Source organism: Pontibacter russatus (assembly GCF_009931655.1).
GTDB lineage: Bacteria > Bacteroidota > Bacteroidia > Cytophagales > Hymenobacteraceae > Pontibacter > Pontibacter russatus.
The window spans coordinates 4,136,312-4,158,904 of sequence record NZ_CP047984.1 but is presented as its reverse complement, the minus strand read 5'-3'; the positions used below and the strand labels follow the sequence as shown (position 1 = coordinate 4,158,904).

Sequence of the window (22,593 nt, the reverse complement as noted above, 5' to 3'; positions counted from 1 at the left end):
GTTTAAAGCCTTAGAGGGTAATCAAAGGTAGCTTAAAAAATATATGGGTTGGTTAAAATACCTAATAAACTACCTCTACACTACTCTCAGCAGAATAGGTTTTAACTGATGGCAGGTATTAAAAGGCGTATGATGAAACTGTTTATAGTACTGTCAATGGGTATGCAAGTTAGCTGAGATATAGTTTGAAAAACCTGTGTATAGCCTAAATGAAGCAACAAAGAACTACCAGCAGGTTTTGAAGCTATACAGGATAAGCCATACAGCTGTTGTTGCTAAACTCTCGCTTCTGGGATTGTTGTTCCTTAAAGATTCACTTAGATCAGCTCTATAAGCGCTATAACATATGTTATGCAAAATAGGGCTTTTGCTATGAACCATGAAGATCAACTTTATTGCTTCCCTGGAAACGAAATACGCTCTGTCAAGAATACGTGGTGGCAGATTAGGTGGCAAAATATCAGATGAACATTGTTTACATTAATTAAAACGTGTAAACAAGTGCTCTTAGAGACAGCTAACACATGCTTTGAAGCGCAAAAATTTATTAAAAACCTTAATAAGTTCGACCCAAGGTACATAAAATATAAAAAGGCTCGCAGATGGGAATTTACGATCCTTTTTTGTTTTCCGGGGATGGCTTAAGGAACAGATTTTAGAAGTTTATATCACTAATTCAAATTTAATTCCTATGGTACCATGTAATTCAGAAAGTACTTTTTATTGAATCTCAGCTCATTATATTTCAGCGTTTTGTTTCCGGCTCAGCTCGTTCCACTCTTCGGATACCTTTACAGACAGCTGGCTTTGCCGTCTGGCTAAGGCAATAGGTAAGCTCCTTCTAACCAATGCAGCCAGCCACATCGCTGTGGCTGGCTGCATTGGTTGGTTTATTCTATAGCTCGTCAGTGCGGCGAAGGGCAGATGCTTTTATGTATTGCCCTGGCCGACATAAGGCTATATATAGCCTTATTTATTCTTCTCCCACGGCTCGTAGGCTTCTGAGGGAACATCGTGGCTAAAGGTCTTTTTAAGTTCCAGTTCCTTCCCTTCCGCCACGTCGAAGTAAGTGTAGGAATAAGCCATGCTGCCGCTGTCGGATGATTTCATCAAAACGACATATATAAAATACTTGCCGGGCACCACGGGCTCACTCATGCGGCTGCCGATGGATCCGTATTTCGACGTTTTATATTCTCCTGACACCTTGTCGTAAGCATAACCTATACGCAGGTCAGAACCAGAGGCCTCCACATCGAAATCTGCACTGTCAGCGTCCCATATATGGATGATGGCTGTCGCGGCCTTTTCACCGATGAAGCCTGACGAATATTTTACTTGCTTCTTTATATCAGCGTCAACGAAACCGGGCTTTTGCTCAGGCTCTGGTATCTCTTCGTCTTTACAGGAAGTCAGGAACAGACACAGGAACAGGGGAAACAATAAAAACTTTTTCATGGATAAATAATTAGTTTAAAGATAATCGGGTAAGGGTTATAAAATTAGGTAGAATGGCTGCTAAACCATAGCATGACTCAATACGGTTTTTTGTTTATATAGTTACATATGATTATATAACTTTAAGCTTGTAAGAGCGCTCCGGCAGCCCGAAGCCTGATACGTTGTTTGGCTCAATTTAAGCCATAGATGTTGCTGTTTTTTTTATTATGCCCCAATCGCTTTGTAAAAAGGGATGAAGAGGAATCCCAGGCCAATTCAGACGTGGACATCATAGTTAGCATATAGGTGCCCGGATAAATTGCACTATCCAGTAAAGAATTACACACCTCAAGTTATTGAAAGCAAGATAAGTATAACACAAAATGCCTTGGGTCTTGGTGCCTATGTCCTTTTACTTATAAACCATTTTTTCTTTTTCTTCCACAGCTATATATTCCTTAGACTACAAACGAAGTTATAGCCTGTGCCATTGCCTTTCTCCATTCCAGCGGTGTAGAAAGTGCGGTATATAATTGGCCCGACGGGAAACTTCCCTGCCGCTCCTTTTCAGCAGGACGATTCCCTTTTGCGTGGCATAGGTGGTCCAAGCCCTACACAACAACATTCAGCGCCATTTTATCCCCATGTAACTCTGCAGCTTATCATCGCCTGTACTTCATACTATCATCCGCCACTCATATAAACATCTATCCTCACACAGCATTATAGTTAACGGCGCCTTCTTCCACAACATTGTATCAGGAGCAACGGGACAGAATTAATCTGGTGTGTAAAGAGAACTTATCTTCCTGGAAATTCTGAATTCCTAACCTGCAGGATGGCATAATAGAGTCAACCATTTTGTCCATGAGCTTATCAATGGATATTTTTACAGTTAACAACAACAATAAAAAATAATCGTATTAAGATTAAGGTATATAGTAACCCTCTATCTTTCAATCCACTACTACTTTTCACACGTTCCTAAATGGGAAAACCTCGCCTTGCTGCACTCCTGATTACTGGAAAAATTCGATCCGGGAGAGTGCTGGTTGCAACGGCAGCATTGCTTGCTGCTGTCATTCTTCAAGTCCACGCCCAGGAGGTTTCGTTGCCCTCCCATCTACCCGATGTAGAATACCACCTGACGGCAAAGCCCTGGCATCCCCTGAATATCCCGCGTGAAGCCTACCTGGACCGGGTGGAGGGAATTGTGCGCGAGGTCGTTACCTTTCAGAATCAGCGCGGGGCTATCATAGATCCGTACCGGCGGGGCGAGGTGCAGTACAGCACACCCTATTTCGCCTTTGCAGTTGGAACCCTGATCTCCTCGGGCCGCGCCATGGACCTGCTGGACGAGGGGGTGGCGGCCATGAACAGCGCCACCGGCAAAATAGCCAGGGGGGCAGGTGCCATACCTGATAACCACGGCGAGTTTTTTCTGGCGCCGCTGGCTAACGCTGTTCCCTTTTACGCACCGCATGTGCCGGTGGAGGTGCTGGAAACCTGGAAAACCCGCATGGAAAAACCGGTGGAGCTTATCCTCAGGGGCCGCACCCACAACTGGAGAACGTATGCGATGAAGGGCGAATGGTACCGGGCGAAGAACGGGTATATAGACAAGGCCCGCGCTGTTGATTGGCTGGAGGATAGCTGGATAAACACCCAAAAGTCCCGCTTCACCAACAACCCCTGGAATTTTTACCACGACCAAACCAGCGATCCGGACACCTGGCCGTACGAGTCGGCGGCGAGGGGGAACCTGCTGGCCATGATTGCAGACGGCTACGATGGCACCTCCAGAGACGAGATACTGCACACCCTGGAAAGAGCAAGCCAGTCCAGCCTGCTCCTGCAGGACCCTTCGGGCCAGGGCGTTGCCGGGGGGCGCAGCGGCAACCACACCTGGAACGACATCGTGCTGGCCAACGGCTATGAGACAATGGCTGAAATGGCCTATAAGGCCGGAGAGACCCGCCTGGCAGGGCAGTATCGCAGGGCCGCCGCGCTGGGTTTCCAGAGCGTGCAGCGGTGGAGAAGGGAAGATGGCACCTACTCCGTCACCAAAAACCACTTCGACCCCGCCGACAGGGTAGGATTCGCTATCTACAGCCACTTCACCAACTACAACGGCTATATGATGTACCATATGGCCGAGAACTACCTCCGCCACATTTCTCCTATACCCGAGCAACCCGCCCCGAACGAAATAGGAGGCTATACGCTGGTGAGTGGCGGAAACCTGGCGACTGCCGTCGCAAACGCGGGCGGAATGCACATGCAGGTAAACCTGCGGGGGGCAACCAAGCCCGCCTATGGCATCTACTGGACTACCTTGGGTGTTGTGCGATTCGGCAAAACAGGATGGGACTCCCGGTTAGGACCGTCAGATGGGGTAAGAGAAACGAAATATGGACTGGGAGTTTCATTTGCGCCTACTTTCCTGGAGGGCGATAAATGGGTGCGGCTGTCGAGCCTGCCGGATCGCTACGAAGCGGTATTCTCCACTCAGTTTACGCACCCATTGCTGGTGCGCTGCCGCATAGTTTATAAACCCAAAAACGGCCGGGAGGGTCCCACCTTCACCAATGATTTCGTAATTACCCCAGACGGCATTCGCTCCACGCTTACCTCCAGCGCGACTGCAACCGACTTTGGCGTTACTTGGCCTGTACTAACCTCTGATGGAGCCACCAGTCTCCGCAACGAATTAACCTCTCACACTGCCAGCGTATCCTTCCCCGGTGAAGCCGATGAGCAGAACTTTATCGCCCTACATCCCGCACCAGCCATTACGGCCACAGACGTTGTCAGGAGAAGCGCTTATGGCGACCTCCTTCCCGTGAGAATGGTTTCCGGCGCTGCCACCAACACCACTTTTATATATCCGCGCGGGCCGGAGGACCCCAGTGCCGGGGCTGTACGGGACAGTTACAGCAGTTCGGGGAATGACTTCTCAACCTTAGTAGGAAGAGTAACAGGCAACACCTATATAGGCAGAACGGCGGCTGGGGGTGAGGGAGATTCCATCGACCTGGACGGCGACGGCTCCGCCGACGCGACCTTCAGTGCCAACTGCGGCTTTGTGCTGCAGCTAAGCAATGGCATCGTCACCATGGCAGAGACAGACAGAAATGTCACAGCAACTATACAGGGACAAACCGTTCAGTTTGAGGCTTACAAACCCATAGCCATATATCCCCAGCAGCAGAAAGTAACGCGCATCAATGTCGGGGGCCCTGCTTTCACAGATAGCCAGGCACGCACCTGGAGCGCAGACAACTATTTCTCCGGCGGCATTTCCTCCTCCAAGTCTTTCGATGTGGCGGGCACCACCGACGACAGCCTGTACCTGCGGTACCGGTATGCCTCTCCGCAAGAACCACTCCGCTACGCCATTCCGGTTGAGAATGACGGCTCATACCAGGTGCGGCTCCATTTCATAGAACCCTACTTCGGCATTGCAGGCGGGGAAGTATCAGGCGCATCAGGCGACCGCGTTTTCCATGTGGACCTGGAGGGAAACCGGGTGCTCAGCAACTACGATCTCTACAGCGAAGCGGGAGCGGGCAAAGCCGTGGTAAAAGAGTTCGGGCAGGTTGTGGTAAACGATGACACCCTCAACATCGACTTAACCTCCGTGGTTAACTATGCGCTTCTTGCAGCTATCGAAGTGGAGAAAGTGTCGGAAGAAACGAAGCCATTAGTAGCCAGCGATTCATCCGCTCTTTCTATCAAGGCTTTTGAAGAAAATGAAGGGCATGGCCTGGAACTGAAGGTATATCCCAACCCGAACACGGGCGACAAAGTATATATAGCGGTCAAAACCGCAGGCACAAACGAGGCTGTCACAGTTACTTTGCATGACGGTGTTGGGCGTATGCTGAAAACCATACTGCTGGTCACCAACGGGCAGGACACAGGCGAGGCAGATATGAATATAGCCACTGGACTGAGCAAGGGCGTCTATATTATCAAAGCCAGTACCGCATCAGGAAGTAGTAAGCAATCAAAGCTGGTAGTGGAGTAATACAGCCTGACGTCAGGCTGTGGTACCTGTATCGTATATAGTCACAAAGGCCTCCGGTTAAAACCGGAGGCCTTTGTGACTATATATGGGTTTAGCGTTAGCGCCGCCCGCAGCCATATGCCTTTGAAGTGGGGTGAAGAACCCGCTACTGCGACCAGGAGGTTGGCTCCCGGTCCCAGCGGTGCTGCTTCAGTTCCTCCAGCAGGTCCTTTGGTAGCCCTTTGCCGTCGCTGGCGCTCAGGTTGGCTTTCACGTGGTGCTCTTTGCGCATGCCCGGGATGGTGGTGCCCACGTCAGGGTTGCTGAGGATAAACCGCAGCGCCATTTCCGGCAGCGTCATGCCCTGCGGCACCAGCGGTTTCAGGCGGTCGGCGTGGTCCACGCTGGCGTTCAGGTTCTCGGGCACAAAGTAGGTGCTGCGCCAGTCGTCTTCCGGAAAAGTGGTTTCTTTGGTGAAGGTTCCGGTCAGGGTGCCTTCGTCGAACGGTACGCGGGCAATGGTGGCCACGTCCAGCTCCCGGCAAAGCGGGAACAGCGTGTCTTCCGGCGCCTGGTCAAAAATGTTGTAGATCACCTGCACGCTGCTGATATGGCCGGTGCGCAGGGTGTTCAGCACGTTGTCCGGCTCCCAGCGGTTCACGCTCACGCCCATATGCTGTATCTTGCCGTCGGCCTTCAGTTGCTCCACGGCCCGCTGCCATTCCTCGTTCCCGGCCCAGGCGTCTTCCCACACATGAAACTGCTGCAGGTCGATGGTCTCCACCCCCAGGTTCTTCAGGCTCTTTTCGGTGTACTCGATGATATGGTCGGCGGGGAAGCAATCCTCCAGTCTGTACTCCGGCTTCGAGGGCCACTTCATGTTCTTTGGCGGGATTTTGGTGGCCACGTACAGCCGCTTGTCCGGGTGGCGTTTCAGCAGGCGGCCCAGTATCTGCTCGCTCTTGCCGGCGCCGTAGCCCCAGGCCGTGTCAAAAAAGTTGCAGCCGCCGTCCACGGCAATGTCCAGCGAGCGGTCCGATTGCCTGTCGTCCGACTCCGTCCACCCGGCCATGCCCCACATGCCATACCCGATTTCGCTTACGTTCCAGCCCGTGCGGCCAAATCTTCTGTATTCCATAGTTGTCGTTAAATTGTAGAAGTAAAATAGTGAAAGCCGTTTGTATATATAGGCCCTGCACAAAACATACGCATTTAGAGGCAGAGACGGTTAATCCGGGGCTGGAATTACAAACCCGCAACTTTGGCCGGTGGTCTGAATCTGAAACGCTACAGCTTATATCCCACGCTGACGCCGAAACTGAAGCTGTTCATCTGCTGCCTGTAGCGCTTTATATCCCCCTGCTGGCTCGCCACCTCAAACGCCGGACGCATATAGCGCAAATTAGTCTCCACGCCAATCAACAGCCGGTTATATGCCTCCGTGATGCCAGCGCTGGCTCCGTAGGCCAGGGCAAAGCTGCTGTCGCTGCTGCGGGTGATGGTGCCGAAGGGCGTCTGCACCTGCAGGAAAGCCGAGCGGTTAAAGGCCCCGCCCACCGAGCCGCGCACGTAAGCATGCCCTCCCCTGTTGAGCAGCGGCACCTGGTACTGCACGTCTGCCAGCACGTATGCTGTTTGCCAGGGGCTGCTCTCCATCTCCTGCACCAGTGCGTCATCCGGTTTGGCAAACTTATCTTCCAGAAACGGGTTTTGGCGGTAGCCTGCGGTGGCACCCAGACCAATGTACGGTCTAACAGGATAGCTGTAATTCAGTTGAAATAAAGTGCCGGTGCCGGCGAAGGCCGGATATTCCCTGTCGAAACTGGTGCTAGAAAAGCTGCCCATCGCAAAGGCAGGGCCTACACTGAGTGTAAGCGTGGCTGGCCATGGCGGGGCGTCCTGCGCTGTGGCGACGACGCTGAAGCAAAGCAGAGTGAGTAGCTGGAAAAGTTTATTCATCTTAGAAAGCAGGTTCGTAGGGGAGGCGCTCGCCGGGCTTCAGTTGGATAGTCTTTACTGTTTCGGTGGCGGTGCCGTTCTTTATGCTGGTGATGCGCAGCGTCAGCGGCCTGTTTGCAGGAATGTTTAAAGTGGTGGCGCTTGAGTAGCCCTGGTGCCAGATAACACCTGTGTTGCATCGTTCGGTGTTGCTACGGCCCGCACTTATATCCACTTCGGCGCGAAAGCTGTCGCCCGGCTGCATGGCCTCTGTGTTTTTAGGCGTCAGGTCGAGGTAAGCGGCTTTTGGAAGGGTGTAGTCAAGCGTAATCGTTGTGTCGCGCCTCAGTCCAAACTCCTCATATATGGTTGTCTCCCCGCGGCAGGTAATATACCGGCCTTCTTCCAGCACTGGCGCTACCACTATATACCCGTTTTCATAACGTCCTTTTAGGTTTAGTTCGTCGTCGCGGAGCAGGAAACGCAGCTCATAGTTGCCGATCTGGTCAGTGATGGCGACGGCCTTGCGGCGCTGGGAATAGCCAAGTTTAAAGTAACTCTCGTAGCTGTGCCAGTACACGTTCAGCTTTACGCCCGCCATGGGCTCGGAACCATCGCCGGTGGTGAGCCTGCCTTTGACAACCGTGCAGGAGCCGGGGCAGTATTTGCTGATAAAATCGTCCTCCTCGGAAATACAGCCGCCAAGCAACAGCAGGAGCAGCAGGGGCAGCAGGAGTTTTGTCTTCATAGAAATGCAGGTCTCATTAATATTAATTAATCTATATATCATTAGCAAGCATTTTTCTTGGGAAGCCGTATATAATGAAAGCCCTATATGAAATAGCCTTTGCATGTACCCTCCGCCTCAAACCCAAGCCACAGTTGCCTTCCCTTTGGAGCAAACCACCTTTACCGGTACCTTTGCTACGTTCTTACATACCCCACACATGCACCGACACTTTATTCTCTTTAAGCCCTATGGGTACGTCAGCCAGTTTGTGAGCGAGACGAAGAAGAAAAAGGTGCTGGGCGAGCTGTATGATTTTCCGGAAGGGACGATGGCCATTGGCCGGTTGGACGAGGCGAGCGAGGGGCTGCTGCTTCTGACCACCGACGGCAAAATCAGCGAGCAGGTACGCAGCAGCAGCGTGGAGAAGGAATATTATGCGCAGGTGGACGGCCTGATTCCGGAAGAGGCCTTGCGGCAACTGCGGGAGGGAATTGAGATACGCACGGAGAAGGAACTGCACCAGACCAGGCCTTGCCAGGTGCGGAAACTGGAAGAGGCTCCTGCGCTGCCCGAGCGCGCCCGCAACATCCGCGATGCGCGCCACGGCCCCACCAGTTGGATATCCCTCACGCTCACTGAAGGCAAGTTCCGGCAGGTGCGCAAAATGACCGCCACCGTCGGTTTCCCGACGCTGCGCCTGGTGCGCGCCCGCATCGGGAGCATGACGGTTGCCGGTATGGCTGCCGGGGAGGTGCTGGAGGTGGAAAGCTTTGCTCTAGTCGCTCCTGTCGGGGATATCGCCTCCGGGGGATAAGCCACAACCTTTATAGCCGATGAAATTTGAAATACTGCGGCGGTTTCTGCTTATTAGAGGATGTTTAGCATATATCCTCCGGTGACAAATATGAGAAAATCATTCCGAATACTGCCTGGCATTGCAGCGTTGCTGCTGCTTTTGGGCCTCTTTACCGGTTGCCGGAAAACCCCTGCCAGCACCGTCGACACGTTCTCCGCCGCGCCATCAGCAGAGCTTTGGCTGACCAACCCGGACAAGTCTGCGCTGTTTGAACTCCAGCCCACGCCGCTGCCCTTCGGCGACAATCCCGGAGAGCACCCCACCATCACCGTAAAGGAGACCGAGACTTTCCAGGAGATGGACGGGTTTGGCTACACCCTGACCGGGGGCAGCGCCATGTTGCTGCACCGGATGGACGCTCCGGCGCGGAAAGCCCTGCTGCAGGAGTTGTTCGGCACCAGCGGCGACAACATCGGGGTGAGCTACCTGCGCGTCAGCATCGGGGCCTCCGACCTGGACGACAGCGTTTTCTCCTACAGCAACCTGCCTGCCGGGCAGACCGATACGGAAATGGAGAAATTCAGCCTCGCTCCTGACCGCACGCACCTCATCCCGATGCTGCAGGCAATACTCGCCATTAATCCGGATATAAAAATCATGGGTTCGCCGTGGTCGCCGCCCACCTGGATGAAAACAAACAACAACTCCAAGGGCGGCAGCCTGAAGCCGGAATATTACGATGCCTACGCGAAGTATTTCGTAAAGTATATACAGGGCATGGCGGCAGAAGGTATCCGTATCGATGCCATCACCATCCAGAACGAGCCGCTGCACCCCGGCAACAACCCCAGCCTGCTGATGCTGCCGGAAGAGCAGGCCGCCTTTATCAGACAAAGCCTGGGCCCGGCGTTTGAGGAGGCGGGCATCGATACGAAAATCATCATCTACGACCACAACGCCGACCGCCCCGATTACCCGATCACGGTGCTGAACGACCCGGAGGCAAGAAAGTATATAGACGGTGCAGCCTTCCATTTATATGGCGGTGAGATCGAGGCGCTGTCGCAGGTGCATGCCGCTTACCCCGACAAGAACCTGTACTTTACGGAGCAGTGGATTGGCGCGCCAGGCAACTTCGCCGGAGACCTGGCCTGGCATATTAAGAACCTCGTGATAAAGGCACCCCGCAACTGGGCTAAAACGGTGCTGGAGTGGAACCTGGCCGCCGACCCGAACCAGAACCCCCACACCGAAGGCGGCTGCACCCAGTGCCTCGGGGCCCTCACCCTCGACGACAACACTGTGACCCGCAACCCTGCCTACTATATCATCGCCCACGCCTCCAAGTTTGTGCGCCCCGGCTCTGTCCGCATCGGCAGCAACATGCCCGGCGGCCTGCCCAACGTGGCCTACAGAACGCCCAACGGACAGCGGGTGCTCATCGTGCTGAACGACAGCGAGATGCCCCAGACCTTCAACATCAGTTACAACAACCAGCAGGCTACGTCTACGCTGGGCAGCGGCGCGGTCGGCACTTATGTCTGGTGAGGATATGGATCCGCGGAGCGGTTCAACCTCCCCTGATGCTGTTTTTTTACGAGCCATATATAAAACCGGCGGCCAGACTTTTCTAAGTCTGGCCGCCGGTTTTATATATGGGTAACGCTGGTATGATTCAGCGCTTACTTGTTTGCGTGAACAATTCTGCTGATGCGCTCCTGCACGGCCTTGTCCTTCTCATAGGCCTGCAGCAAGGCGTCATACTTCTCCTGGGTCAGGCCTTCGTCTTTGATGGCCTTCTCTATTTTACCCCTTTTGTCAGGCTGTATCAGTGCGACTGCCTGCGCTGCTTTGCTGAATGAGGAGATCTCTTCCGGGCCTTCGGCTACCTCTTTCAGTTTATCCTGCTGGTGCGCTTTCACGAGCTCGTTAAAGCGGTCCATGGTCAGGCTCTCGTTTTCAATAGCGGCGATCACTGCCTCGCGGGCCTCTTTCTGTATTTCAGTGGCTTTGGTGTTAGCCGCCAAAAAGCTCTTCAGTTCATCATCGGTGAACTTCTGTCCTGCTTGCTGCTGTGCCGTGGTGGCCGAGGAAGCAGTTGCCTGCTGAGAAAATGCCGCAGGGCCGAAGCACAAAGACGCCGCAACAAACGCGGCTGCAATACTCCCTTTCTTCATTAGTACCATAGGTGGTTTTGTGGATTGGGTTAAAAATTTATTTAAAAAAGTGCTTCCCATCTAACGGAATCACCAAAGAAAAAGCTGCGAAAATCGTCCGAAGAAGATACTTCGCGCACTCGTTCGTAGCTTAATTTAGCCAATTAAAGTGCCAAAGTCAAGCATAAATAGTAATTAAACGGTAAAACCACTGCTTAAAAAGCCGAAAAAGTGCAATACGCAACAGTAGAAATCAGGCTCTGAGAGCCTGGAGGGGCATTTTTTTCAGGAGAAGGCGCATCCTTGATTTCAGTTTCTGCAGTACCCTCAATTAACGCTATGTAAGTAAAAGGAGGTGAGTATTAAGACGCAAGATCTTATGTATTATATATCCTTCTTATTTTCTATAACTTGAGACGTATAATGCGTTTATGTATCATATACATTAATTTTTGTCCGGGAACTTAAACCATCTATATATAAAGCTATGGCTTCTACTGTTTCATCCATTCTCTCCAACCTGCAGAACAAGCAGGCAACCGTTGACTGGCAGCAACTCCTGACCGATATCATTGCTGCGTTCGGCTGCTCCACCGGCACCATCCATACCCTCGACCCGCAGACTAACCTGCTGAAGCTGCAGGCGCAGCAGGGCATCCCCGAATTTCTGCTTCCGAAGATGACGTCCATCCCCATCGGGAAGGGCATGGCCGGCATCGCCGCCGAACGCCGGGAGCCCGTGGAAATGTGCAACCTGCAGACTGACGAGTCGGGCGTGGCGCGCCCTGCCGCCAAAGAGACGAAGGTAGAGGGCTCTATCGCCGCGCCGCTGCTGCTGGACGGGGAACTGTATGGCGTGGTGGGCATTGCGAAGCCCGTGCCGTATGATTTCACAGAGGAGGAAACACAAAGCCTGATGCAGATCGGGGAGGAAATGAGCCGCTATATCCGCGACAGCAGGCAGTCGATGTAGGTTGGCTATATCAGCTATATAAAGTAACAGCACTTCCTCGCAGTATTCATCTGCTGTCGCGCGGACAGGTCGCGACTTGTCCCTACAAGGAATATTATATTAAGCCCCTGTCGATTGTCAAATACCACAACAAAAAAGGAGCAGCTATCTATAGCTGCTCCTTTTTTGTTGTTCCGGCCTTTTACGCCGGGGGTATATATAACCCGCTTACTTCTTCGACTGCTCTGAAGGCACCGGGAAGCCCCGGTCGCGCATAAGGGCGTCTATTTTCGCGTCGCGGCCCCGGAACAGTCTGTAGGCCTCGGCCGGGTCCATGGAATTGCGCGGCGCAAACAGGTATTTCACCAGCCGTGCCGCCACTTCTTTGTCGTAGAAGCCGCCAGGCGCCTCCTCAAATGCCTCAGCCGCATCCGAGGTGAGCACATCAGCCCACAGGTACCCGTAGTAGCCGGTGGCGTAGCCCTCGCCCGAGAACACGTGGCCAAAGTGCGGCGACCGGTGACGCATCACGATTTCCTCCGGCATGTTCAGCGCCTCCAGGGTTTCCCGCTCAAACTTATCCGGGTCAATGCCTTCCGGGTCCACAGTGTGGTACTTCATGTCCACCAGGGCGGAGGCCAGGTATTCTGTTGTCTCAAACCCCTGGTTGAAGGTGGCGGCCTTCTTGATTTTTTCCACCAGCGAAGCCGGAATGACTTCGCCTGTCTCGTGGTGCTTCAGGAACTGGTTGATGACCTTGTCAGTAGACAGCCAGCGCTCCAGCAACTGCGACTGAAACTCGGTATAGTCCCGCACGCCGCTGTTCAGGGTTGGGTATTTCACGTTGGAGGCAAAGAAGTGCAGCGCGTGCCCGAACTCGTGGAAAAACGTGGTGGCATCGTCCCAGGAAACAAGCGTTGGCTCGCCAGGTGCGGGCTTCACGAAGTTGGAGTTATTGGACGCCAGCACTGTTTCCTTCCCGTCAAACGTGGTGTGGCTGCGGTAGGTGGTGGCCCAGGCGCCCGAGCGTTTGCCCTGCCGCGCGAAGGGATCGAGGTACCACAGGCCGATATGCTCCCCGGTAGTTTTGTCCGTCACTTCCCACACCTTCACATCCTCATGGAAAACCGGCACCGAGCCCTCCGGCACCGGCGTGAAAGCGAAGTTGAACAGCTCTCCCGCCGTAAAGAATAGCGCCTGGGTCAGGTTATCGAGCTGCAGGTACTGCTTCACTTCGTTCGAGTCGAGGTCGTATTTTTGCTGTCGCACCTTTTCGGCGTAGTAGCGGTAATCCCAGGGAGCGATGGTGATTTTATCTCCGCTGGCGTCGGCCACAGCCTGCATGTCGGCCACTTCCTCCTCCACCCTGGCCAGGGCAGCGGGCCACACGGCGTTCATCAGTTCCATGGCGCGCTCCGGCGTTTTGGCCATGCGGTTCTGCAGGCGCCACTGGGCATAGTTGTCGTACCCCAGCAGGGCCACACGCTCGTCGCGCAGCTTCAGTATTTTGGCAATGTTCTCGTTGTTGTCGTATTCATCGCCGTTGTCTCCGCGGCTGTAGTAGGTTCTCCACACTTTCTCCCGCAGCTCTCTTTCATCAGAGTAAGTCAGGAACTGGTCCATGGACGAGCGGGTGTTGGTGACGGCGTATTTGCCCTCCTGGCCGCGGTCGGCGGCGGCTTTGGCGGCCGCTGAAACAAACGACTCCGGCAGGCCGCTGAGCTGGTCTTTCGTCAGGTACACCACGTAGTTCTCCTCGTCGGCCAGCACGTTGTTGGAGAAGGCGGTATATAAAGATGATAATTCTTTGTTGATAACGGCATAGCGCTCCTTGGCGGCAGCGTCCAGATCGGCACCCTGCATCGCAAAGTCTTCATATACCAGTTCCACCACGCGCTGCTGGTCCGCAGGCAGCGGGTTCTTCAGAGATTGCTCATATACCGTTTTCACGCGCTGGAACAGTTGCTCATTCTGCGAAATCTTCGAGCTGAACTCCGATAGTTTCGGCGCCAGGTCCGCCTGGATCGCCCTGAACTCCGGCGAGGATACATTGCTGCTCCAAATGCCGTAGTAGGTCAGGGCTCTGTTCAGTTCGTCGCCCGCGGCTTCCATCGGCACAATGGTGTTTTCGAACGTCGCCGGCTCCGGATTATTTGCGATGGCCTCTATCTCTGCCAGGTGCAGCTCCATGCCTTTTTCAATGGCAGGCTGCAGGTCCGCGAGGTTCATCTTGTCGAAGGCGGGAACGCCGCCGTAAGGGCCGGTCCACTCGGCGAGCAATGGGTTCGTTATATCCTTTTCCTGCTCCATAGTCGTTTGTGTCTGGGTGTTCTGCTGCGTCTGGGTAGAAGTGCAACCCGCCAGGGCCAGGAAAAAGAACAGGCTTGATTTCCTGCCGGTCGCTAAAAACTTATTTGTCATGTAGGATATATATAGTTTCTGAAAAGGGTCGCATCCGGCCCTTGTGGCTACTGATATACCCGCAAGTTACTAAAAAGCCGCCGGTTTGCCGCGCCACGCCAATGTCTGGTATATAGCCTGAGCCAAATGCTTTAATTTCCTCTTCAGCTGTGCAAACTGCGGACCAAAAACATGCCGGGGCCTTGATCAGTGAAACACCTGCGCCCGTTCAGCGCCAGGCATCTTTCTGTTTGAGGGACAATCCTTTCTATATGAAAAAGGTGCAATACTAACGCCCTTTCTGTGGTTTACGTAAGCAAAGAGGCATATAAACAGGCTTCATGCATAACAAAGTCAAGTGGGCGATTCTCGCGGTAGTGCTGCTGGCACTTGTCGGGGGCGGGCTGTATTACTTCCTGAAAAAAATATACCACCCAAAGGTGGAGAATGTCTCTTCCCTCAGGCTCGAGCTGACAAACGACACGGCACTGGTGAGGGCAGGCGTGCAGGTGCAGAACAGGCTGCCGCTGCCCATCACCTTCGACAGCATCCATTATACCATCAGCGACAAGGGGACGCTACTGGGGTGGGGCCAGATGACGGAGGCCCAGACCCTGCCGCCCCTGGCAGACAAAGTGCTGGACTTCCGGCTGATGCTCCACTTCGACAAATACCGGCGGCACCTGCAGGATCAGCAGGAGAAGGACAGCATCCAACTGGCTGTAAAAGCCGATGTCTTCTTCGATTTGCCCCTGATCAGCCCCCGGTCCGTCACCCTGAACCGGCACCTCACCGTGCCTGTGCCCAAAGCCCCCTCGATGCAACTGAAGGATGTGACGGTGCGGAGCTTCAGCGTGAACGAAGGGTACTCTTTTCTGCTCAAGATTGACGCCACCAACCAAAACCTGCCCGAGCTCCGGATAAAAGACTTTGCATACAGCATACAGGTAGGCGACACGCTGACGATTTCCGGGCGGGTGGATACCACTTTCCGCGTGCAGCAGGGTGGAAGCAGACTGCTGGAGATACCCCTGCAACTAAAGACTTCTGACGCGGTCGCCCTGATCAAAAAAATGCTGACGGGAGGCGGCAAGTGGGATTACGACGCACGCGTTACGGCACAGATCGAAAGCAGCCACCGGCTGCTCGACAGCTTTAAGCTGACAGTAGAAAAAGCAGGCGCCCTGGATGTGGGCAAAATGGGCTCCGGGACCGGTTATATGCCCTCCCTCAGCCAGGTGAAGCGCCTCGAAATCGACTCGGGCGAGGAGCAGACGCTGCTGCAGGCGGAAGTGGTGGTACACAACCCTGCTCCCATTCCTTTCTATATCGACAGCGCCTCCTATTTTATCCGCCACAACGGCAACGTCATCGCCAGCGGTAAAAAAGACTTTGAGACGGTCCTGAAGAAATCAGCAAACCAGACGCTGCACCTCGGGCTGCTGGTGGACGAGAGCGCCTATGACCAATTTATGAAGAACATGCAGGGGCAGGATACGGCAAATATAGAAATTGCGCTGAACCTGCTCTACGACCTGCCCGGGGCAGAGCGGCAGCGCATACAGCTGAAGCGGCAGGTACAGGTGCCGGTGCAGGGGCAGGCAAGCATACAGGTAGCCGATCTTTCGCTTCAGGAACTCAGCCCCCAGAAGGGCGCCTCCCTCACCCTGTCCCTGAAAGTGCAACACTCCAACCTGCCCGACCTGCGCCTCCGCAACCTTGACTATACCCTGGACCTGGGGGAAAACCTGGTGCTGACGGGGCATACCCGGGAGCCCATCCATATAGGCAGGGGGGATTCGCTGGTGGAGGTGCCTGTCCAGCTTTCTGCCAAGGCTGTGAACCAGCTTGTCGACAAAGCGCTCAGGGGAGATCCAAACTGGAAATACGATCTGCAGGCCACGGCAGAACTGGTGAGCAGCAACGACATGATCGGCTCTCCCACCCTTGACTTTGAGTTTAGCGGAGTATTGGAAATGGGGAATGGCATGGGCGGTAAAAAACTCACCCCGCGCATCACAAGTATCGATTCATTATATGTCAACCTCCACCACGACACGGCCTGGGTTGAGCTCAACCTCCACGTGAAGAACCCCCTGCCGGTAAATTTTAAAATAGACAGCCTGCTGCTGACGCTGAGCCACGCCAATGACACCTTCGCCATAAGCCGGGAGAGCGTCGGAAAGGTGCTTCCTGCGGATAGTTCCCAATCGGCCTGGCTCAGGCTGGGGGTTAACGCTGCGCGCTGGCAACAGTACCTGCACCAACAGCAGCAGCACGACAGCCTGCGCCTGAAACAAAGCGTGACGCTGGTGTACCAGGTGGAGGACCTGCCCCGGCAGCGCAGCACGTTCCATACCACGCTGCAGGTAGCCACGCCCGATACACCCGTCGTGGCGCTGCAGCAGGTAAAGCTGCGGGGCTTCAGTTTTACCAGGGGCCTCCTGCTGGAGGCGCTGGTAGAGGTACAAAACGCGAACGTGCAGGAGCTTGCCGTGCGCGACCTGACGTACGATGCCTGTGTGGAGAACATTCTCGACGCCAGCGCCACCGTCAACCGGACCTACCGTATGCCGCAGGGCGACAACACGGTGCGCGTGCCGATCAGCCTGGGTGTGGGTGAAGCGTTTCGGGCGCTGTTCGCGAAGCTGACGGGAAACAGCAGGCCCCGGAACATTCTGGTGCATGCGGAAGCCACGGTTGATACCGGCAATCCCACCATTACGGGTACATTTGTGAGGGCAGAAATATGGCAAAAGGCCGTGCTCTTTCAGAAAAAGGCCAGGAAGTCCCGCTAAAATCCCTGGGAAACTGCAGCTAGTTTATTCAGGTTTGCCACGCAGTCGACTCGCAGCGCTGAACTGGCAGCAAAATGGCCGGAGTTTATATTTTCGCATTTCGACTGGCTTGCTTCAGAACAGTACTCATGTTCCGTCCTATATAAGCGATATATAAATTGTTGGATGCAAGGCCGGAAACGTGGCATTTGCGTAATGCATCTATTTTGTCGTCTGATATATAGAATCCTGGAAAAATAGTCTATCTTAAATAAAATTGCGCTTCTACCTGATTGCGTATATAAACGAGTCGCCTCCGTATGAAAAAGAACGCTTACAGTATATTCCTGCTCTGCGCGGCCTTGCTGGCCCTGCTAAGTTCCCCGGCCTTCTCCCAGCAGAAGCAAATCGGCGCGTTTGACCGCAGCACCGATATAGGCGCCGTCCTGAAAAAGGGCTCCGCCACCCACAAACCCGGAACAGACACCTACGAAGTGGCCGGGTCGGGCTACAACGTCTGGTTCGACAAAGACGAGTTCCACTACCTCTGGAAAAAGATGCCCGGCGATTTTATCCTCTACACCCGCGCCAGGTTGGTGGGCGAGGGCGTGGACCCGCACCGGAAAGTGGGCTGGATGGTGCGATCTGACCTGTCGGGTAACTCGCCGCATGTAAACGCCGTGGTGCATGGCGACGGGCTTACCTCGCTGCAGTACCGCGAGGCCAAAGGCGACAGCACCAAAGAGATGCGTTCTGACCTGACAGGCGCGGATGTGATTGAGCTGGAGCGGAAGGGCAACACCTACACCATGCGCGTCGCGAAGTTTGGGCAGCCGTACGTGACGGAGGAAGTGCAAAACCTGGAACTCGGCGACGAGGTATATGTGGGCCTGTTTGTGGGCTCGCATAACAAGGATGTGCTGGAAAAAGGCATTTTTGAGGACGTGCGCATCACGGTGCCCGCCCCGGACGATCTGGTGCCGTACCGGCAGTACCTGGGCAGCAACCTCGAGATCCTGGACATAAGCACCGGCGACCGCGAGATTGTCTATACCTCGCCCAAATCACTGCAGGCCCCCAACTGGACACCGGACGGCAAGACCCTTATATATAACAGCGACGGCCTGATGTACACCTTCGACCTTGCCACCCGCCAACCGAAAGTACTGAACACCGGCACCGTGAAGAACAACAACAACGACCATGTGCTGTCCTTCGACGGCAAGATGCTGGGCCTGAGCAGCGGAGTGGAGGAATTAGGCGGCTCCATTATATATACCGTGCCCGTGACAGGCGGAACACCCAAGCAAATCACCCCGAAGGGTCCCTCCTACCTGCACGGCTGGTCGCCGGACGGCAAATGGCTCACCTATACTGCAGAGCGCAACGGAGAGTTCGACATATATGGCATACCCTCCAAAGGCGGCAAGGAAGTGCGCCTGACAACAGCCAAAGGCCTGGACGATGGCTCGGAGTACACCCCGGACGGCAAGTACATTTATTTCAACTCCAACCGCAATGGCCCGATGCAGATCTGGCGCATGAAAGCGGACGGCAGCGAGCAGGAGGCCATCACCAACGGCGACTTCCACGACTGGTTTCCGCATGTGTCGCCGGATGGCAAGTGGCTGGTGTTCCTGTCGTTCCTGAAAGAGGAGGTGGAGCCGGGCGACCACCCGTTTTACAAGCACGTGTACCTGCGCATGATGCCCGTGAGCGGCGGCGAGCCGAAAGTGATTGCCTATGTATATGGCGGCCAGGGTACCATCAACACGCCCTCCTGGTCGCCTGACAGCAAGAAGGTGGCCTTCATCAGCAACTCAGACTTTACCAAAGCAGCCTTGAACACATCTCCCGCAAAGAGCAAATAACCGGGGCCGCCGCCGCACCGCCCCCCTATATAACAGAACCAAAACGATAGCAGCTAATCAAAAACCGAAACCATGAATACAAGACGCAACTTTCTTAAAAGCTCAGGCGCCCTGGCCCTTGGCGCACTCCTCGCCCCGAACCTGGCGGCCGTGGCAGCAGAGAAAACCAAAATAAAAAACGTGGGCATCCAGCTGTACACCGTCCGGAACGAGATGCTGGCCGACGCCACCGGCACCCTGAGGCAGCTTGCCAAAATCGGATATAAGGAGCTGGAGTCGGCGCGCAGCGAGAAGGGGCTGTACTATGGCCTGCAGCCGAAGGAAATCAAAAAGATAACCGAGGACCTGGGCATGACGCTGCGCAGCGGCCACGTACACATCGACAAAGACTGGGACCGCACCGTGGCCGCCGCCGCCGAAACAGGCCAGGACTACCTGATATGCTCCTCGCTGCCGTCAAACGGACAGACCGTGTCCAATTACAAGCATGTGGCGGATATGTTTACCAAGGCGGCTGAGGACTGCAAAAAGGCGGGCATGGTGTTCGGCTACCACAACCATGAGTATGAGTTTGAGAAAGAGAACGGGCAGGTGCTTTATGATGTGCTGCTGGACAACACCGACCCCGAGCTGGTGAAAATGGAAATGGACCTGGGCTGGGCCATCCTGACAGGCAACGACCCAGTGGATTATTTCAACCGCTACCCCGGCCGCTTCCCGCTGTGGCACCTGAAGGACATGGACAAGGCGAAACAGGAGAGCACGGAGTTCGGCAAAGGCGCCATCGACATCAAAAAAATGCTGCAGGTGGCCGACAAATCAGGTATGAAGTACTTCTTTGTGGAGCAGGAAGAATATGCCGGCGCCCCGATGGAGAGTGTGAAGCACAACTACAACTACCTGCAGAAACTGAGTATATAGGCGCAGGCAAAACTTCATCTATAAAGAGAAAGCCCGGTCTCTACAACGGAGCCCGGGCTTTTACATAGTATCAAATTACACAAAATGCAATCCTGGTATATATAGCTTACCTGATCCAGCTCTTTCTAATTAACATATAAAATCAACTTATATAATTTTATATATAAAATAGCAGTAGCTTCTTTGCTTAGAAATCTGAATAATCTGTAGGGTACAGAAAATAGGTGTCATTTTTAGACACATTTTTAGCGTATTTCGGATCAGAGCTCATCTTTTTCCAGGTAGGGTCCGCGCTGAACGCTTTCCAATGCTTATCACGTTCTTCCTTGTTTTCGAAGGTAGTCATGTACATCAGGTTCGGCATTTTGCTACCGGCCAGCACACGTCCGTAGAAAACAGCGTTGAACCCGAGGTTGTCAAAAATTTCGACCTCACCATTGTTAAACATGTCCACCTTGTTCAGGTGCAGTTTTTCGCTGGCCGACTCATAGCTGCGCAATTCATATATTCTGTCCTTCTTTGGCCCTTTCAGTTTGGGCACGCTGGTGCCCGGCATACCGGTAAAGCCTTCTATCAGGATATTCTCGAAGCGGCTATAAAGGGGTTTGTCCTGTGTTGCGTTTATATACTCTTTCCCGGCTGCAAGATACTGTTTGTCTTTCGCGAGCGTCTCATCCAGGTTAAAAAACTGGCTCTGAGAAGTGAGCGGAATGAATACGTACACCAGTTGGGTGGTATCACTGGCGTTGGCAGGTGAGTTTTCGGCCGGCTTGAATACGCCAACATTCTTGACACCGGCACGGTGCAGCGCTGGCAGGTAGGCCTGCTCCAGGTATTTGTCCAAACCGGCTTCCTGGCTCTCATCTTCCAGGTGATATACTTTCAAGAGATGGTAGCTGGCCTTTTTCGCCTGGCTATAGGCCGGTAAAACATTCAACCCCCACAGCACCAGCAAGCAGAGGGCAAAGAGATTCATTTTCTTAAAGTTCATAAAAGTGTCTAATTGTGTGTGATAACATGAAATTACGTAAATGTCCGAAAAAACATAATTTATATGCGTGTATCCGGGAAAAAATATAGCCATCGCCGTGCCGAATTTATTTTTTCCCTTTTGCCGCTTCTTTCCAGCCGATACGCAGCATCTGCAAAGCGGCGGCTGTATATTTGCACCGGGGAAAACCTCGCGGGTGCCTGCCCGACGCAGCAGGTCTATATATAATGTAGCATGACGCTTACAACAGTTTGCAAAGAGTTTGATGCGCTTACGCTGCAGGAACTGTATGTGTTGCTTCGGCTGCGGAGCGAGGTGTTTGTGGTGGAGCAGAACTGCGTGTTCCTGGACCCGGACAACAAAGACCAGCAATGCCACCACGTGCTGCTCTACAAGGCAGAAACCCTGGTGGCCTATGCACGGCTCGTGCCCCCCGGCGTCTCCTACCCTTCCCATATGTCGATTGGGCGCATCATCACCAGCATGCAGGTACGGGGGACAGGCGTGGGCAGGCAACTGCTGGATTTCTCCATTGACGCCTGCTACCAGCTATATGGCAACGGCCCCATCAAGATTGGCGCGCAGCTGTATGCCCGGAAGTTTTACGAGTCCTTCGGCTTTGTGCAGTCCGGGGAGGTATATGACGAAGACGGCATCGACCACATCGAAATGACCAAGGCGGCACCAGCATCGCTGTAGCAACTATATATAACTTCTCTCCCATGGCTGAACACGCACAACCTGACTCGGGAATTCTGCTGGAACTGGTGAAGCACCGGATGCCTTTCGGCAAGTACAAAGACACGCTCCTCTGCGACCTGCCCGTTTCATACCTCGAGTGGTTCCGGCGGGAGGGCTTCCCGGCGGGCAAGCTGGGCATGCAACTGGCCACCCTCTACGAAATCAAGATCAACGGCCTTTCTTACCTGCTGGAGCCCCTGAAAAAACGCCGCTTCTGAAGTGGTAGCTGAACCTCTGGAAGTAAACTTGATATATGGCGCGAGCGGCCCCGCTCATGGTTTGCAGCCCGCCATCATGTTAAGATATAAGTACTGAACCTATCATATATAAAAGCATACACTGATAACATTGCCAAGGCTATCATAAGAAGTTATTTCACCTATTGGTTTTCCAAGTTGCATCGTTCCTTCTATTTTCTTCTTCCCGTTGCTGAAAAACTTGACGAAAGCGCCATGGAACTTATTATCCCATTTCTGTATCACAGACTTAGTGTTACCATTGGGGTAATATACAATAGCCTCGCCTGTTACCTTACCATCAACCATATTCTCTATACTGATAATATTACCATTCTCATCAAACCACTTAGACTCACCATGCAGCACATCATTTTTGTAATGGCTGATATTCTTAACAACGCCATTTTCATAGTACACTGTCATTTTGCCGTCAAGCTCACCATTCAAGGTTTCAGCAACAATCCAGTCCCGCCCGTTTTCATACTGCTCCCGCTCTATACCTTTCGAGTTGCATGAAGCCAGCAGAAATGAAGTTATAATGAGAACGTTTCCCAAACTATTTCTACAAAGTCTAATGCTGGATTTCAGTATTGTTCGATAACCCATTCCATAATTTCGATCAAGCATAACAT

Annotated in this window: 17 protein-coding genes; 9 read left to right on the top strand and 8 right to left on the bottom strand. The window is 53.5% G+C overall.

The annotated features are described in order from the left end of the window. Positions 1 to 969: 969 nt before the first annotated feature. Complete coding sequence (locus GSQ62_RS17240; protein ID WP_161890667.1) at positions 970 to 1,458, bottom strand: hypothetical protein; 489 nt, start codon at positions 1,456 to 1,458, stop codon at positions 970 to 972. Between the two features lie 1,093 nt (positions 1,459 to 2,551). On the opposite strand from GSQ62_RS17240, the gene GSQ62_RS17235 reads away from it, so the two are divergent. Further along, complete coding sequence (locus GSQ62_RS17235; RefSeq protein WP_202621795.1) at positions 2,552 to 5,470, top strand: malectin domain-containing carbohydrate-binding protein; 2,919 nt, start codon at positions 2,552 to 2,554, stop codon at positions 5,468 to 5,470. A 145-nt stretch (positions 5,471 to 5,615) separates the two neighbouring features. Here the strand turns inward: GSQ62_RS17235 and GSQ62_RS17230 are convergent, their stop codons facing one another. The 3 genes from GSQ62_RS17230 to GSQ62_RS17220 form a co-directional block, all read right to left on the bottom strand. Then, positions 5,616 to 6,587 carry an aldo/keto reductase gene (locus GSQ62_RS17230; RefSeq protein WP_161890665.1) on the bottom strand — a complete coding sequence of 324 codons (972 nt, stop codon included), beginning with the start codon at positions 6,585 to 6,587 and terminating at the stop codon, positions 5,616 to 5,618. A gap of 149 nt (positions 6,588 to 6,736) precedes the next feature. Further along, positions 6,737 to 7,408: a hypothetical protein gene (locus GSQ62_RS17225; RefSeq protein ID WP_161890664.1), complete on the bottom strand. Its 672-nt coding sequence runs from the start codon at positions 7,406 to 7,408 to the stop codon at positions 6,737 to 6,739. 1 nt (position 7,409) lies between these two features. Continuing rightward, on the bottom strand, positions 7,410 to 8,135 hold the full coding sequence (locus GSQ62_RS17220; RefSeq protein WP_161890663.1) for a hypothetical protein: 726 nt from the start codon (positions 8,133 to 8,135) through the stop codon (positions 7,410 to 7,412). A 199-nt stretch (positions 8,136 to 8,334) separates the two neighbouring features. Between GSQ62_RS17220 and GSQ62_RS17215 the strand changes: the two genes are divergently transcribed. Together GSQ62_RS17215 and GSQ62_RS17210 are read left to right on the top strand one after the other, a co-directional pair. Beyond that, positions 8,335 to 8,931: a pseudouridine synthase gene (locus tag GSQ62_RS17215; RefSeq protein WP_161890662.1), complete on the top strand. Its 597-nt coding sequence runs from the start codon at positions 8,335 to 8,337 to the stop codon at positions 8,929 to 8,931. Positions 8,932 to 9,021: 90 nt separating this feature from the next. Further along, on the top strand, positions 9,022 to 10,461 hold the full coding sequence (locus GSQ62_RS17210; RefSeq protein ID WP_161890661.1) for a glycoside hydrolase family 30 protein: 1,440 nt from the start codon (positions 9,022 to 9,024) through the stop codon (positions 10,459 to 10,461). Between the two features lie 134 nt (positions 10,462 to 10,595). Here the strand turns inward: GSQ62_RS17210 and GSQ62_RS17205 are convergent, their stop codons facing one another. Beyond that, entirely contained in the window at positions 10,596 to 11,090 is a 495-nt protein-coding gene (locus GSQ62_RS17205; protein WP_161890660.1) for a DUF4168 domain-containing protein, read from the bottom strand. A gap of 466 nt (positions 11,091 to 11,556) precedes the next feature. Between GSQ62_RS17205 and GSQ62_RS17200 the strand changes: the two genes are divergently transcribed. Beyond that, entirely contained in the window at positions 11,557 to 12,042 is a 486-nt protein-coding gene (locus GSQ62_RS17200) for a GAF domain-containing protein (RefSeq protein ID WP_161890659.1), read from the top strand. A gap of 207 nt (positions 12,043 to 12,249) precedes the next feature. On the opposite strand, the gene GSQ62_RS17195 is transcribed toward GSQ62_RS17200, so the two are convergent. Continuing rightward, positions 12,250 to 14,442, bottom strand: coding sequence for a M3 family metallopeptidase (locus GSQ62_RS17195; protein WP_161890658.1), 2,193 nt, complete (start codon positions 14,440 to 14,442; stop codon positions 12,250 to 12,252). 320 nt (positions 14,443 to 14,762) lie between these two features. Between GSQ62_RS17195 and GSQ62_RS17190 the strand changes: the two genes are divergently transcribed. From GSQ62_RS17190 to GSQ62_RS17180, 3 genes are all read left to right on the top strand, one after another. Then, the gene (locus tag GSQ62_RS17190; RefSeq protein WP_161890657.1) at positions 14,763 to 17,219 is read left to right on the top strand and encodes an LEA type 2 family protein; all 2,457 of its coding nucleotides are present in this window, start codon (positions 14,763 to 14,765) and stop codon (positions 17,217 to 17,219) included. A 299-nt stretch (positions 17,220 to 17,518) separates the two neighbouring features. Continuing rightward, a complete protein-coding gene (locus tag GSQ62_RS17185) occupies positions 17,519 to 19,069 on the top strand; it encodes a PD40 domain-containing protein (RefSeq protein WP_161890656.1) in 1,551 nt (516 codons plus the stop codon). Positions 19,070 to 19,141: 72 nt separating this feature from the next. Next, positions 19,142 to 19,990 carry a sugar phosphate isomerase/epimerase family protein gene (locus tag GSQ62_RS17180; protein ID WP_161890655.1) on the top strand — a complete coding sequence of 283 codons (849 nt, stop codon included), beginning with the start codon at positions 19,142 to 19,144 and terminating at the stop codon, positions 19,988 to 19,990. 187 nt (positions 19,991 to 20,177) lie between these two features. Here the strand turns inward: GSQ62_RS17180 and GSQ62_RS17175 are convergent, their stop codons facing one another. Continuing rightward, complete coding sequence (locus GSQ62_RS17175; RefSeq protein WP_161890654.1) at positions 20,178 to 20,981, bottom strand: NIPSNAP family protein; 804 nt, start codon at positions 20,979 to 20,981, stop codon at positions 20,178 to 20,180. Positions 20,982 to 21,215: 234 nt separating this feature from the next. Here GSQ62_RS17175 and GSQ62_RS17170 point away from each other — a divergent pair, with 234 nt between their 5' ends. Both GSQ62_RS17170 and GSQ62_RS17165 read left to right on the top strand, forming a co-directional pair. Next, positions 21,216 to 21,680, top strand: coding sequence for a GNAT family N-acetyltransferase (locus GSQ62_RS17170; protein ID WP_161890653.1), 465 nt, complete (start codon positions 21,216 to 21,218; stop codon positions 21,678 to 21,680). Positions 21,681 to 21,703: 23 nt separating this feature from the next. Further along, positions 21,704 to 21,940, top strand: coding sequence for a DUF3820 family protein (locus GSQ62_RS17165; protein ID WP_161890652.1), 237 nt, complete (start codon positions 21,704 to 21,706; stop codon positions 21,938 to 21,940). 102 nt (positions 21,941 to 22,042) lie between these two features. Here GSQ62_RS17165 and GSQ62_RS17160 read toward each other — a convergent pair whose 3' ends face one another. Next, positions 22,043 to 22,588, bottom strand: coding sequence for a toxin-antitoxin system YwqK family antitoxin (locus GSQ62_RS17160; protein WP_161890651.1), 546 nt, complete (start codon positions 22,586 to 22,588; stop codon positions 22,043 to 22,045). Positions 22,589 to 22,593 lie beyond the last annotated feature (5 nt).